This is a genomic window from Vibrio sabulosilitoris, from assembly GCF_055391395.1.
Genome location: NZ_AP029600.1, coordinates 1,382,634 through 1,397,075, shown reverse-complemented (window position 1 = coordinate 1,397,075; position 14,442 = coordinate 1,382,634). Strand labels below are relative to the sequence as shown.

Sequence of the window (14,442 nt, the reverse complement as noted above, 5' to 3'; positions counted from 1 at the left end):
CATGCTAAGTCGCTTCTTTATTCAAAGACCAAAGTTTGCTTTGGTCATCTCAATTATTCTCACCTTGGCAGGTGCGATCGCTCTCGCGGTACTGCCGGTAGCAGAATACCCTAAAATTAGTCCGCCATCAGTGAGCGTGACAGCCTTCTATACCGGCGCGAGTGCCGAGGACGTTGAACAGGCAATTGCAGATCCGATAGAGACCTCGGTCAACGGGGTTGAGAACATGATCTACATGTCCTCAAAGAGTGCCAATGATGGCTCGTACAACCTCAACGTGACGTTTGAGGTGGGTACGGATCCTGACATGGCGCAGGTAAACGTACAAAACCGCGTGTCGCAGATCGAATCCAAGTTGCCTCAAGAGGTGCGTATGGTCGGTGTGACGGTGAAAAAGCGCTCGCCCGACCTGTTGATGGTACTCAACTTCTACTCACCCGATGGTCGCTATGATGATCAGTTCTTGATCAACTATGTAAACCTCAATATCAAAGACCAACTGGCGCGCGTAAAAGGCATCAGTGAGGTTAACGTAATTGGCGGTGGTGAATACGCGATGCGTGTTTGGCTTGATCCAGAAAAGATGGCCAACCTTAAGCTGACCACTTCAGATGTGTATGCTGCGCTCGCGGAGCAAAACGTTCAGGTGGCAGCCGGTCGTATCGGCTCTGCGCCCTATTCAAGTGCGCAAGAGGTGCAGTTTAACCTAGTAACAAAAGGCCGCCTGGAGACGGTTTCTGAGTTTGAAAACGTTATTCTACGCGCTAACAGTGATGGTTCAACCGTTTATCTTAAAGACGTTGCCCGAGTTGAGTTAGGTAAGAAATTCTACGATGGCAACGGTAAGTTCCGTAATCAAGATGCCTCGATTGTTGCGCTGAACCTGCAGTCTGATGCTAATGCGCTAGAAAGTGGTCAGGCGGTGATGGACTTGCTCGATGGCATGAGCGCCAACTTCCCAGAGGGAATGTCCTACGAGACCAGTTACGACACCACGATTTTCGTCGCCGAATCCATCAAGGGCGTAGTCAAAACCCTGATTGAGGCAATCTTGTTGGTTATCGCGGTAACTTACCTGTTCTTGGGTAGTGCGCGAGCTACCTTGATCCCTGTTGTCGCTATTCCGGTTTCCTTGATCGGTACGTTTGCCATTATGCAGGCAACGGGCTTTACGATTAACACCGTGACGCTGTTTGGTCTGATCTTGGCAATCGGTATCGTGGTAGATGATGCGATCCTGGTTATCGAAAACGTTGATACCACCATGGCCAAAGACCCAAGCCTGACACCGCGTAAAGCGACCTTGTTGGCGATGAAAGAGGTAACCGGTCCAATCATTACCTCGACCTTGGTACTGCTGGCGGTATTCTTGCCGGTGGCCCTGTTGCCGGGTATCACGGGTATCATGTACCGTCAGTTCGCGCTGACGATCTGTATCTCGGTGGTGATCTCATCGATCAACGCACTCACGCTCTCGCCAGCGCTGTGTTCATTAGTGCTCAAGCAAGGTGGTGATAATACAGCGAACTGGTTTAAGGCGTTTAACCGCGGTCTTGATAAAGTCACTCACCGTTATGGTCAGGTGGCCGGGTTCTTGGTTAAGAAAACCTTGCTACTGGGTACCTTCTTTATCCTCGCGATTGCGGCGGTAACTTTCTTCGCTAAGACCACGTCATCGGCGTTCGTACCGCAAGAAGATAAAGGTATCTTGTTGGTTAACGTGCAATTGCCAGATTCGGCTTCTTTGTCACGCACCGAAGAGGTGTCTGAAAAGCTGATGGATATCGTCTCTCAAGAGCCAGGTATTGACGGCGTGACGGTAGCAAACGGCTTCGCGTTTATGACTGGTGCAGCCGCCTCAAATGGCGCCTCGCTGTTTATTAAGCTGCACGATTGGGGTATGCGAAATGGACTAGACGGTGACCATTCAGCCAACGCCATTGCTGGGCGCATCAACGCGACCGCTGCACAACAGCTGCCGCAAGCGATTGTGTTTGCTATGGGACCGCCAGCGGTACCAGGTATGGGCGCAGCCTCTGGTTTCGAGTTTGTACTTGAGGATACCCTAGGTCGTAGCCGTACCGACTTGGCGATGGTGATGGCGGATGTGATTGCAGAGGCCAATAAACAGCCAGAGATCGCCTACACGTTTAGTACATTCCGTGCCAACGTACCACACTACTATGTGGACATTGATCGCGAGAAAGCGCAGCAGCTCGGTATTCCACTGTCATCGATCTTCCAAACCTTACAGGGTAACTTAGGCTCGATGTACGTGAACGACTTCACCATGTTTGGTAAGAACTACCGCGTGACCATGCAGGCAGACAGTCAGCATCGCAGTACGATGGAAGATCTTGAGCTATTCCATGTTCGCTCTTCATCAGGTGCGATGATCCCACTGAGCACTCTAGTCAGCTTTGAGCAGGTATTTGAGCCGGATGTGGCATGGCGTTACAACATGTACCGCAGTGCCATCATTCAAGGTCAAGCGGCACCGGGTTACTCAAGTGGTGATGCGATCGAAGCAATGGAGCGCGTGGCGGCAGAAATCCTACCACAAGGCTATCAGCACGAGTGGACGGGTATGGCTTACCAAGAAAAACTCGCGGGTAACCAAGCGATTTACGCCTTTGCTCTAGCATTGATCTTTATCTACCTATTTATGGTGGCTCAGTACGAGAGTTGGTCAATCCCACTGGCGATCATCTTGGTGGTACCAGTGGCGACACTTGGCTCCTTCTTGGCGCTGAACCTTGCGGGTCTTCCGCTTAACCTGTATGCCCAGATAGGTCTGGTACTGCTGATTGCGATGGCCTCGAAGAACGCGATTCTGATCGTAGAATTTGCCAAGCAAGAGCGTGAAGAGAAGGGTGTTGAGCTCAATGAAGCAGCGGTACAAGGCGGTAAGCTGCGTTTCCGCGCGGTGAACATGACCTCTTGGTCGTTTATCTTGGGTATCTTCCCACTGATCTTCGCCTCAGGTGCAGGCCACGTAAGCCAGAACTCACTCGGTATCTCACTCGTCGGTGGTCTGTTGTGTGTATTGCTCGCCGGTACCTTCCTCATTCCTGGCTTCTTTGCTGTGATCCAGCGTCGTCGTGAGAAGATCCATGGTGGTAGTACTAAGCTGATTCCGCTCGATGATGAGTAAGCATATTTAAATTTCCAATAGCTAAAGCGCCAACGTCAAACGTTGGCGCTTTTTTACATCTGCCACAAAGCCCGCATGATGGTCTACTTATACGCTGCAACCAAGGGTTCCATGTTTCTTGAATCAGATCACTAACGCTGAAGCTCAACTAACTGCTTAAACTCCTCAACAATCATACTCTTAGCAAAGGTAGCCACCGGCCCAAGTTGATGCATGGTGTTGTTCATCAATATATAGCTCCAGCGCCCACTGCCATTTAAAAAACTGGTGTTGAGCGGCACAAACTCTTGTGCGTTGGGGTGTGATTCAACAATCTCAGAAGGAAGTATGGCCCATCCTCCCGTACGCAATACCTCAAACAGCACGTCAATACTGCTGATCAGGGCTTTATCGGGTGAATAGATCATCTTTGATCCAAGAGTGGTCTGTGCATGTTGCTCAAAGATGTACTGTCGCTGTGATTGTAGGTCGACCACGTCAACACTAGAAGAACTAGCCAGGTTATTGTTTTTGTGTGTGTAAAAGTAGAATTTCGGGTAGCCAAGATTAATAAAATTGAGCCCCTTGATAGGAGTCGCATTGCCGTCGCTAACTACAATTACCAGCTCTGCTTCTTTGTCCGTGAGTGCTGCTAGTGCGTCGCTACGCCCGCGCAGCAGCCAATTGATCTGAGTATTTGGATATCTTTGATAGACCTTAGCTTGGATACGGCTAATCTGAGCGGCAGAAACGGAGATATCGTGAACGATGTTGATCTGCTCTTCTTCACCGAGCGAGAGACTTTTTGAGCGGCTATTAATCGACTCAATTTGATGCATGATGATCTTGGCATGATTGAGCATAGCATGCCCGTTTGGTGTGAGCGTTGGCTTTCTTCCCTCACGATCAAACAGGGTGATGTTCCAATCTATCTCAAGGTTGCCCACTTGTTGGTGCAAAGTCGCGCGATCTTTACGTAGTCCCCTTGCCGCAGCGCTAAACGACCCGGTTTCAGCTACGCTGATAAAGGCCTGCATTTGTTCGAAACTGATTTTCACGCCATTTCCCTTGTTAGGTTTTTTCCAACAAAACTGAAGTTACATTGATTTTATACTCGCTATACTCGTGCTTCAAGAACACAGTCAGTTAATCAAAGGTGAAACATGAAACTAAAAAACGTGGCGCTAGGCCTGTTAGCAGCAATCGGAGCGACAACAGTATTCGCACAAAGCCCTGCTGTTATGGAAGGATTTCCACCATCGCCGGAGTCACAGGTGACATTTGGCAACTACCGCACCTCGCCATTTATGGAATGGTCATTTCGCAATGTAGGCGCGGCGCTTAATGTCGTGCAGATCCCACGCGCTGGTCAGATCCATGAGTTAAACGAAAAGCACGACGCAGCACTGGGCAAGGTGCAAGTGGTGGATGCTAAAGGCAATACAATCAGCGTCGACCAACTGCTGGAAGAGAACCATACCGATGGCTTCATTGTCCTTCAGGGCGATGATATCGTGTTTGAAAAGTACTTTAATGGTAACTCTCAGCATTACCAACACATCTGGTTCTCAGCGACCAAGTCGTTGACTAGTACGGCGTTCGGTATCTTCGCTGATATGTATGAGGTGGATCTAAACGCGTCACCGGTTAAGTATCTTCCTGAGCTAAAAGACAGTGGTTTTGAGCGAGTGACCATCCAAGATGTGCTCAATCACTCGACGGCAATTGATTTTGAGGAAAACTACGTCGACCCTGACTCAGATTTCTTGAAGTACTATGGCCCAGCAATGAACATGGCGTACATCCCAGGCGGTCGAGATGTGCAGCCTGGCAGCACTGAGATTTACGGCATCTACGATTTTCTTGGTAAGTTTATCGGTGAAAACGAAGCATTAGAGCCAGGGCACTTGTTTGAGTACAACTCGGCTAACTCGGATGTACTTGGTTGGATCATGAGCCGCATCTCAGGTCAGGCGTACAATGAGTTTATCCAAGAGCACCTATGGTCTAAGCTTGGCACCGAAAATGATGCCTACATGGCGGTCGATCGCGCCTTTATGCCAATCTCGACAGGTGGTATGAACACCACACTGCGCGATGCAGCACGCTTTGGCGGCATGATCCTTAACCGTGGTTTCTATAACGGTCAGCAAATCGTTCCGAGCAAATGGGTCGATGCGAGCCTAGAGCTTGAGGAAGACGATTACTTGCGTACATCGCGCAACCCACGTTATGCAGACAGCTACCAAGCGTACAAAAATATGTGGTGGGTTCTAGACCAAGAAAAGGGTGAATATGCTGCAATTGGTATTCATGGTCAGGTTATTTATATTAACCGCGATACTGAGACCGTAGTCAGCTTCTTCTCAAGCCAACCGGGCGCTTCTGCCGTCGGCAATGAGCACATTTGGTCGAAGATTTATGCCGCTCAAGCGATTGCCGCTGAACTAAAATAGATTTTCTGCTCAGCTGAAACCTTGATAAAACCGATACCGCTACTCGCGTATCGGTTTTTTTGTGTCTAATGAACTGAGGACTTGTCACTAGTTTAGGTTGGTGAACTCTTTGACAATGCACTGCTTGATGCACTCAGAGACAGGGTTATCGACCAAGTAATTTTTACTGAGCAAGGAGTAGCTAAAGTGCCCTTGCTTAATAAAAAAGTCGGGTTGTAACTGTTGATAAGCGCGTTTTATCTCGGGCTGATTCATTATGTTACACGGCAAAATTGCCCAGCCGCCGTGCTTGAGTAGGCTCAAAATTAAGTCTAAGTGGCTGACAACAGAGATATTAGTACTGATTTTGGCTTGCCGCCCAGTATGGGTGTCTAGCATATTCTTGAGGACGTACTGAACTTCTCTCTCTAGGTCAGCCATAGAAATCTGCTCTCGCTGCGCGAGAGAATTGCTAGCGTGACAGTAAAAGGTGAACTTAGCGTCGCCAAGATGGAAAAAATCGACGCCGGTTGCAGGCAAGGTTCTGCCCTGGTTGAGCGTCACCGCGATATCACATTTCTGGCTTTCGAGTGCTTTGACAGAGTTTGCATAGTTGCTGTGAGTCCAGTGAAGCTGGGTGTTGGGGTATTGAGTGCTGACTTGGTTATGTACCCTGCCTAGCAGCTCCGTTGAGATGCTGCAGTCATAGTAAATATTGATCTCTTGCTCTTCATTCCTGACCACACTATCACAGGTTGCCTCTAGCAGCTGCGCCTTAAAAATAATCTGCTTGGCGTGTCGCATTAAACGTTTCGCCTCAGCGGTGGGTACGGGGAGTTTTTTATCTCGGTTGAATAGTGTCAGCCCCAAGTCTATCTCGAGATTACCCACGTGTTGATGGATCGTTGCGCGATCCCTGCCTAAATAACGCGCCGCCTTGCTAAACGATCCCTTATCAACCACGGCCACAAACGCGGTTAGCTGCTCTAGCGTAAATCTCATGATGGTTCTATATCTACCAGGTAATTAAGTGGAAGTGATTTGAGTGAAAGTGAGGGCGCAATGATAATCGGTGATGACAAACAGCGAGTTATTGCGGGGCCTACTCAACACAATGGCAATAAGTATAACCTGGTTGTTAGGCACTGCCCAACATAACTGAGAATATTTATCGAATTTTATCCGTACAATATTGGGTGATTAAACACTAAAAGCGAAAGCAAACACTAGAATAAAGATAGAACGGAGACCAATATGTTGAAATGGCATAAACCCCTACTTATGACGCTAGCTGTGGGATTCTCAGCGCACGCGTTGTCTCAAGAAGTACTGACCGCGAATCAACTCGGTTTGATGGAGGGCACGCCTGTCGCCGCTGATAAACGAGTGCACAAAGGCAACTGGTTGATGTTCCCAAACAACCGCTGGGCTTTGACTAACCCCAACGCGCTATTCCCAACCCTGCAAGTCTCTAAAGGCACAGGATCGATTTCGACACTGGCTGAGCGCCCAGAGGGGCTAGGAAAGCTGCCATTTACCCAGCCAGACAGCGATGCAGAGAATATCGATCAATACTTTGAGTCGATCTATACCGATGCCATCGTCGTGCTGCATCGTGGTGAGCTTGTGTATGAGAACTACTGGAATGATATGGATGAGAACACACCGCATATGTGGTTCTCGATGTCAAAGTCAATGGTGGGTCTATTGGCTGCGATCCAAATTGAGCGTGGCGTGCTTGAGCGTGATAAGCGAGTGGCAGACTACCTTCCTGAGCTTGCTAACACAGGTTATGCTGATGCGACCTTAGGACAAGTGCTGGATATGACGGTCGGTAAAGAGTGGGATGAGTCTTCTGAGGCGTTTCTCGACCCAACTAGCCTAGCCGTGCAGTATGGCGCGGCATCGGGCATGTTACCGGGTGGCGCACCAGGCAACGGCGTGTTGGACTTCCTACCGAAAATGGAAGGCAATACCGAGCATGGTGAGAAGTTTGTCTACGTTGCGCCAAATACCGACGTCGCTTCGTGGATCCTAGCAAGAAGCAGCGGTAAGTCATTGCAACAGATGGCTTCAGATGAGATTTGGTCCAAGCTAGGCGCAGAGCATAATGCGACGTACGTTGCTGATGGCGGCAGCACGGCATGGGGTACTGGTGGTTTGATTTCTACTGCGCGTGATGTCGCTCGCTTTGGTCAACTTATGCTGCAGCGTGGCCGTTACAACGGACAGGCGATTATCTCTGAAAAAATCATCTCTGATTTGTATGATGCAGGCGATAAAGACGCCTTTACTAAGAGCGTACTTGGCGATGTATTCCCAGGCGGATCTTACCGTAATTACTGGTGGATCAACGCAGATGGCACCATGCAAGCGAAGGGGGTCATGGGCCAGCTACTGACTATCTATCCAGAGCAAGAAGTGGTCGTGGTGAAGTTTGCTTCACGTAAAACTACCCAAGATCGCCCGCAAGATATCGCGTCAAAAGAGGCGTTTGATATGATGGCTAACTACCTTAACCAACGATAGTTTGAGCGAGTTAAAGAGTGGATGTCGTGAGACATCTCACTCTTCTAATCAGCGAGTGCCTAGGCACTCGCTGATTTTTTTGGTAATACATCTATAAACTGTTCTTACTCGCAGGCGTAATACATATCAACCAGGCTTGGTTGTTATAATATAATAGTGATAAAAACTGGCTGATAGCGTTTATTAAGGTGAGGTTCAATTATTGGTAATCACCTTAATTCAATAAAGTGGGGGAGGAGTTTCTGTAAGTCAAGGCTGATTTTCTTGCTTATTTGGGGCGTAGTTGGTCGTGCTTTATCAATAATTAAATCTGAAAATAAATTGTAACTTTAGTGAAGTAATTCGCTGATAAATTAATTCGCGCTTTGAACTAATTAAAGGAACAATACAGTGAAAAAGAGCCCTTTTATATTATCAGTACTGGCGATAGCAGTGCTGGCAGGCTGTAATGAAACAGATACTAAGTATGTTGAAGTTGATAGAGAGATTGCAGAAAGCATAGATACTGGACCTTATGCCTGTACCGAGGAAGAAATTGCCAATTCACCAAATAAAGACTGCCGCTTGTATATTAAGGGCTCAATGAATAGCTGGTCAGCACCACCTGAAGCTCAGTTCCATTATCAGGGAGAAGGCGTTCACACCGCACTGTTTAAAATGGAGTCAGGTTCGTATTCATTTAAAATATCTGATCCAGAGTGGAGCGCTGAGCGCGATCTTGCTATATCTGAAAGTGAAGACAGCCTTGTCACGACAGATGTGCTTTATGAACTACAGCGAAAGTACGATGACTTCGGTAACCAAAATATGGATATTGAGGTTGATGGTCAAGACCAAATTTACAAGTTTTCTTTAGATGCTAGCTCGGGTATTAATAACCCAACCCTATACATCGAAAATATTACCGACTCTGATAACGATACGCTGAGCTCGAGCATATACTTAACCGGTAATTTTAGTGACTGGGAGCTACAGGACCAATATCAGTTTGACTACGTAGGAGCTGGTAATTATCAAGTCACAGTTAACTTTGAACAGCAGCAAGATATTCAATTGAATTTAGTGCAAAGTCTTGATGGTGAAGAGTTGGTTTATGGTGGACTTAAAAACCAATTGGTTGATCTGAAAGAAGGTGCGTCTGCACTAACGACTTACCCTGGTGGTGTAATGCACGCCTCTGTTGAGGCTGGTAGCTATGTGTTTGGCATCTCCACTCTGGGTGATGGTCAAGTTGCTATACCAGTGTCAATGTCTAAGGTTCGTGCTAATTCTGGTTATGACAAGCTGACAGCGCCATATACACCAATCAGTCTAGGTGCCGATGGCAGCACCCATGCCGATAGTCTCAAGTGGACCATTGTCTCTGACAATGTTCAAGTGACACTGGAAGATGATGAAACCCAAGATGATCCGGACTTCCGTCAAATCGCTACTGCCGATTCGACGGGTCGATACCAGGTAGAGCTTACCACCAATCTAGGCACTATCGCTGAGTCAAGCGATGCCCACGAGGTTGATGTGGTCGATATGAGCCGTGCTAACAATGTTATTCTGATGATTGGCGATGGTATGGGGTATGCTCAGCTGGATGTGACTCGTGCCTACAATGGTGAACTGCTGTTTATGGACTCGGCGCCACACCGCGGCCAGATCCATACCGCCAGTGCCGATACGCTTGGGTTTGAAAAATTAGCTGGACTAGGGATGAACTACTACACCGACTCGGCCGCTGCAGCAACCGCGATGTCTACCGGGGTTAAAGTGGTGTCTGGTACCATTGCGCAAGCAAGACCAGGTGACGGCTCCAACCTAGAAACAATTGCTGAACAAGCGCAAAAAATGGGTAAATCGATTGGCGTAGTTGCGACTTCACACTGTGTGCACGCAACGCCTGCAGCGTTTGTTTCTCATGGTCCAAATCGCAATGACTTTGCGCAACTCTCTGAGAGCATGTTTGGCGATGTTCAACCTAACTTAGCCATCTGTGGCAGTAAGAAAGTGAAGGATGTTGATGTTATCAGTCAAGCGGCTGAGAACAACGACTACATCGTGGTGAAGAACAAAACTGACATGTTGTCGGCGATCGAAACATTACCAGCAACCGACGAAGATGCCTCGATTAAGTTTGCGGCGATCTTCGGTGAGGATGAGATCCCGTATGTGAAGCCTTCAGATTACCAAGCGGATCAGGGATGGAGCTACGAGAGCCTCGATATTCCGCATATTGAAGAGATGACGGAAGTTGCGATCGAAATTCTATCGCGCAATCCAAATGGCTTTTTCCTGATGGTGGAAGGGTCTCAAATTGATTTCGCCGGTCACCTTAACGATGAAGAGCGCCTAATTATTGAGACGTTGAAGTTCGATGAATCTGTTGAGAAAGTGGCTAATTGGGTAGAGCAACGTGATGACACCATGGTCATTGTCACGGCAGACCATGAAGTCGGCGGGCTAGAGCTGATAAAAACCAATGGTGCTGGCGAAATTCCACAAGTGAGCTGGCTGTGGGGCAATCACACCAACGTCCCTGTACCTATGGTGGCTTGGGGTGTAAACAGTGAGGTTGTACACGGCCGCTCTATTGATAACACCTCGATTCACGCAATTATGCATGGTGCATTCGTTGCGAATTAATCGCTAGTCCAGAGTAAGAGAGACGCCCTTGCGTAAGCAAGGGCGATACCAAAGATATGATAAGAATATTACTCGTTATCGGCTTGAGCGTATGGAGTAGTCTGGTGGCTGCAGCTTTAACGCCACTGTCATGGCAGGAGCTGATCCCACCTGAAGAGCGCCAGCAGGCGTTGCTTCAGCCGATTAACCATGATATTCCATTGGATGTACAAGCTTCTCAGATTAGGCAGGGCAGCATGGTGACTGATCTAAATAACACCGAGCAAACCCTTGCTGGTTTTGTGGTGCCACTGGGTATCGAAGCGAACAAGATAACCGAATTTTTGCTGGTCCCCTTTTTTGGCGCGTGTTTACATATCCCCCCACCACCGCCAAATCAATTGATCCTTGTCGAGCAGGCTATCGATTATGTCGAGCCTTGGGAGCCGATAGTGTTGCAGGGCACGCTAAAGGTACAGACCCATACCTCTGATGACATCGAAAGTGGTTATCGTCTTGAAACAAAAGGTGAGTACACACTTCTCAGCAGCCTTTAATTGGGTGAGTGCTTGTCGTAGTAAGGCAGGGTGTGGCTGTCGGTTCACAAGCAGTCTATTTACAAGCAACTTGCAACGGCGCCATCTACGATCAGGTAGCGCCTCATCTGCAAAAGAACATAAAAGACACCCATATTTATGTGGGAACACGAACACAGTCTACACTTGAAACTGGTTCCCTATGAGGAAAGTGACAATGCCAAAAGCCCGATGCGAACAAGTTAGCCTTGATGATACCGCCTATTACCACTGTGTTTCACGTTGTGTACGCCACGCGTTTTTATGTGGTGTAGATCAAACAACAGGGAAGAGCTTTGAGCATCGCCGAGGCTGGGTAGAGCAACGCCTTCTGGCATTAGCGGAGGTGTTTGCTATCGATATATGCGCGTATGCAGTCATGAGCAACCATACCCATGTTGTGCTTCACATCAATCGTGACCAAGCCTTAAGTTGGGATACACGTCAAGTCCTTGAACGGTGGCATACATTACATAAAGGTACGTTGCTTACTTCACGATTTCTCGATGAGGAATCGTTAGATGAAGCCTCACTTCGATCAGTGATGGAAACGGCAGAGGTTTATCGGAACCGGTTACACGATGTGAGTTGGTTTATGCGGGACCTCAACGAGACAATTGCTCGCCAAGCAAACAAAGAAGATGGCTGCACCGGGCGTTTTTGGGAAGGGCGGTTTAAATCTCAAGCATTGCTTGATGATGCAGCGTTGTTGGCCTGTATGGCGTATGTTGACCTCAATCCTATTCGCGCCAACATTGCTAAGACACCAGAAAACTCTGATTTTACGAGCGTCAAAAAACGTACAGACAAACTAAAACACTCTAGGGGCAAGCCGAATTCACCAGTGCAGCCTGAATGTTTATACCCATTTGTTGGCAATGAGAGCGAACATACGCCAGAGGGGTTAAACTTCAGTCTCAAAGACTACCTACTGCTGATTGATATGAGCGGAAGAGTGATTAGAGAAGATAAACCCGGCGCAATATTACCAGATTGCCCTCCTATACTCTCCAGGCTTGGGATTGACGAAGCGTTTTGGACGGTACTAGTTACCTCGCTAGAGGAAAATTTCAGCGGTCCAATTGGCACTGAGGGCGCTTTACGCTCATTTCAGCACAACCATGGATTACAGCGAATGCAGGGGATCAGTGCAGCTAAACGTTGTTTTAAGTGCGCATAGATCGATCCTCATTGGCAAATTAGGTAGCTCATAGCACTTTGTTGGGTTAAAGCGGGGGATACTCTCTCGTGAATGAGCCCATGTCACTTTTATACCCCAATTTGCTCCTACCACTCTGCTAGCTTCCTCGGGTAAGCCAACGATCACCTAGTGTTTCGTATTTACTAACGCCTGTTTAATTATGGGTGTCTTTCTATCAGCACTGGAGGATACTCTCTCGTGAATGAGCCAATGTCACTTTTATGCCCCAATTTGCTCCTACCACTCTACTAGCTTCCGCGGGTAAGCCAACGATCATCTAGTGTTTCGCATTTACTAACGCCTGTTTAATTATGGGTGTCTGCTTATTATTCTTCCTCTGGAAAACCTTCATGCTTTATTGCCTCTAGACCGGCTTTGTGCCAATCGGTTTGCTCAGAGCAAAATATCTGAGCATCAGGTTTTCTAGATGGCTCAGCGTTTAAGCAGCCTGCTGGTACTATCAGGAACTGTTTGCTTTTTGATAGATAGGGCAAGCGAGAGCCGCACTGTTTACAGAACACATTGGAAAAGGTGCGAGTGGGGTCATCATAACGTTCGGTATTATCGACCCCTTTTGTCCACTTGATATTTGTCGGTGACGTAAATAAGTGCGAAACATGCGCCGAACCAGTTAGTTTTCTGCATTGCTCGCAATGGCAAAAATAGAACTTTACGAAATCATCTTGAACGACAAAGCTAACATTCCCACATAAGCAACTACCAGTAATTTTCCTGTTCACAAATCATCTCCCTGTGTTCATTTTCTCGATAAACTTATCGTGGTTAAAAAACAATCTATTGAGATAAGGTACAAGGATTTTTAAAAACAGGTCAAGCGTCCATTAATAGACTTTAGAGATATCACAGTACTACCTTGTTGTGGATCAAAGCTGGACATTGGCGAAAAAAGTGTCAGCATAAAGAGCACGACATATATTGCCTAACCACTCATAGCCAGCCCATGATAAAAGCCACAGTCAATACAAGAGTTAATCAACATAGCTTTGGTCCAGCGAGCGAGTCATTATCACTAGAGACAGTGCCTTTGAGCGCTCTTAATCAAGATAAAGTACGAGTCAAAGTCGAAGCGACCAATATTAACCCGAGTGATTTGTTGTCTATTCATGGTGTCGGCCAGTATAGGCATACGCATCAGCCACCCAGAGTGCCTGGTTTTGAAGCCGTTGGTCGGGTTGTTGACTCTGGGCATCCAGAGTTTCGCGTAGGTGCGAGAGTCGTAGTGGCAGCCAGTGGGACTTGGCAAAACTATATCGATGCCTCACCAGATAACCTTTTTAGTATTCCCGACCACTTAGAGGCTGGTTATGCGTGTCAGCTTTATATCAATGCGTTAACGGCCTGGGTTTTGACTACAGAAATCGCCCAGTTGGGTCAAGATGATGTGTTGATTATCAATGCCGCCAGCTCAGCAATAGGAAAAATATTCGCCCAGCTATCCTCATCGCTTGGATTTAAGCTTATTGCTGTCACCTCACAACCCGAAAGCTATCCATGTGACACTCATTATGTGATCGACGCAAAACAAGACCTAGCCTCGCAAATTCAACGGCTTGGTTGCCCTAGGCCCAATGTTGCCTTTGACGCTATCGGTGGTCAGGCTGGAACTGAGCTGGTTTATACTCTTTGTGCCCACGGTCGGTTTATCAACTACGGAACCCTGTCGTTAGAGTTTTACCCGCCCAGCTTTTTCGACCACTCAAAACAGCAAGCGATAGATTTCAGTACATTTTTCCTGCGCTATTGGGAGAATGGGGTCGGTAAAGATCAGCGGCGTGAAAAGTTCACTATGATGTTAGATCACTTTATAGCAAATCAAATACAACTGGATGTAGAGTGTTATTTCCCATTAGACCAAGTGCACTCGGCGATTGAGCTGATTGAGTCTAACTCCTTTGCGTTGAATGGAAAAATTATTTTGAAGCCAGTCTAGCCGGC

The 14,442-nt window shown here is 47.6% G+C and carries 10 protein-coding genes; 7 read left to right on the top strand and 3 right to left on the bottom strand.

All coding sequences use genetic code 11. The features are described from left to right. Position 1: 1 nt before the first annotated feature. Positions 2-3,154 (top strand): efflux RND transporter permease subunit, encoded by a 3,153-nt coding sequence (locus ACZ5R2_RS21740; RefSeq protein ID WP_464902542.1) that lies wholly within the window; start codon positions 2-4, stop codon positions 3,152-3,154. Between the two features lie 131 nt (positions 3,155-3,285). On the opposite strand, the gene ACZ5R2_RS21735 is transcribed toward ACZ5R2_RS21740, so the two are convergent. Next, positions 3,286-4,191, bottom strand: coding sequence for a LysR family transcriptional regulator (locus ACZ5R2_RS21735; RefSeq protein ID WP_464902543.1), 906 nt, complete (start codon positions 4,189-4,191; stop codon positions 3,286-3,288). Positions 4,192-4,296: 105 nt separating this feature from the next. Here ACZ5R2_RS21735 and ACZ5R2_RS21730 point away from each other — a divergent pair, with 105 nt between their 5' ends. Beyond that, a complete protein-coding gene (locus ACZ5R2_RS21730; RefSeq protein WP_464902544.1) occupies positions 4,297-5,589 on the top strand; it encodes a serine hydrolase domain-containing protein in 1,293 nt (430 codons plus the stop codon). 87 nt (positions 5,590-5,676) lie between these two features. Here ACZ5R2_RS21730 and ACZ5R2_RS21725 read toward each other — a convergent pair whose 3' ends face one another. Continuing rightward, positions 5,677-6,570 (bottom strand): LysR family transcriptional regulator, encoded by an 894-nt coding sequence (locus ACZ5R2_RS21725; RefSeq protein WP_464902545.1) that lies wholly within the window; start codon positions 6,568-6,570, stop codon positions 5,677-5,679. 252 nt (positions 6,571-6,822) lie between these two features. Here ACZ5R2_RS21725 and ACZ5R2_RS21720 point away from each other — a divergent pair, with 252 nt between their 5' ends. The 4 genes from ACZ5R2_RS21720 to ACZ5R2_RS21705 all read left to right on the top strand — a co-directional run bounded on the left by ACZ5R2_RS21720 (position 6,823) and on the right by ACZ5R2_RS21705 (position 12,465). After that, positions 6,823-8,097, top strand: coding sequence for a serine hydrolase domain-containing protein (locus tag ACZ5R2_RS21720; protein ID WP_464902546.1), 1,275 nt, complete (start codon positions 6,823-6,825; stop codon positions 8,095-8,097). A gap of 390 nt (positions 8,098-8,487) precedes the next feature. Further along, positions 8,488-10,731 (top strand): alkaline phosphatase, encoded by a 2,244-nt coding sequence (locus ACZ5R2_RS21715; protein ID WP_464902547.1) that lies wholly within the window; start codon positions 8,488-8,490, stop codon positions 10,729-10,731. 104 nt (positions 10,732-10,835) lie between these two features. Continuing rightward, positions 10,836-11,267, top strand: a complete 432-nt coding sequence (locus tag ACZ5R2_RS21710) for a DUF3299 domain-containing protein (protein ID WP_464919452.1) — start codon at positions 10,836-10,838, stop codon at positions 11,265-11,267. Positions 11,268-11,463: 196 nt separating this feature from the next. Continuing rightward, the gene (locus ACZ5R2_RS21705) at positions 11,464-12,465 is read left to right on the top strand and encodes a transposase (RefSeq protein ID WP_464902549.1); all 1,002 of its coding nucleotides are present in this window, start codon (positions 11,464-11,466) and stop codon (positions 12,463-12,465) included. Between the two features lie 347 nt (positions 12,466-12,812). Here ACZ5R2_RS21705 and ACZ5R2_RS21700 read toward each other — a convergent pair whose 3' ends face one another. Further along, on the bottom strand, positions 12,813-13,226 hold the full coding sequence (locus ACZ5R2_RS21700; RefSeq protein ID WP_464902550.1) for a GFA family protein: 414 nt from the start codon (positions 13,224-13,226) through the stop codon (positions 12,813-12,815). Positions 13,227-13,447: 221 nt separating this feature from the next. Here ACZ5R2_RS21700 and ACZ5R2_RS21695 point away from each other — a divergent pair, with 221 nt between their 5' ends. After that, on the top strand, positions 13,448-14,437 hold the full coding sequence (locus ACZ5R2_RS21695; RefSeq protein WP_464902551.1) for a zinc-dependent alcohol dehydrogenase family protein: 990 nt from the start codon (positions 13,448-13,450) through the stop codon (positions 14,435-14,437). Positions 14,438-14,442 lie beyond the last annotated feature (5 nt).

Coding starts and splice junctions, on each gene's coding strand:
- ACZ5R2_RS21740 (WP_464902542.1), top strand. CDS start 2: ATGCTAAGTCGCTTCTTTATTCAAAGACCAAAGTTTGCTTTGGTCATC.
- ACZ5R2_RS21730 (WP_464902544.1), top strand. CDS start 4,297: ATGAAACTAAAAAACGTGGCGCTAGGCCTGTTAGCAGCAATCGGAGCG.
- ACZ5R2_RS21725 (WP_464902545.1), bottom strand. CDS start 6,570: ATGAGATTTACGCTAGAGCAGCTAACCGCGTTTGTGGCCGTGGTTGAT.
- ACZ5R2_RS21720 (WP_464902546.1), top strand. CDS start 6,823: ATGTTGAAATGGCATAAACCCCTACTTATGACGCTAGCTGTGGGATTC.
- ACZ5R2_RS21705 (WP_464902549.1), top strand. CDS start 11,464: ATGCCAAAAGCCCGATGCGAACAAGTTAGCCTTGATGATACCGCCTAT.
- ACZ5R2_RS21695 (WP_464902551.1), top strand. CDS start 13,448: ATGATAAAAGCCACAGTCAATACAAGAGTTAATCAACATAGCTTTGGT.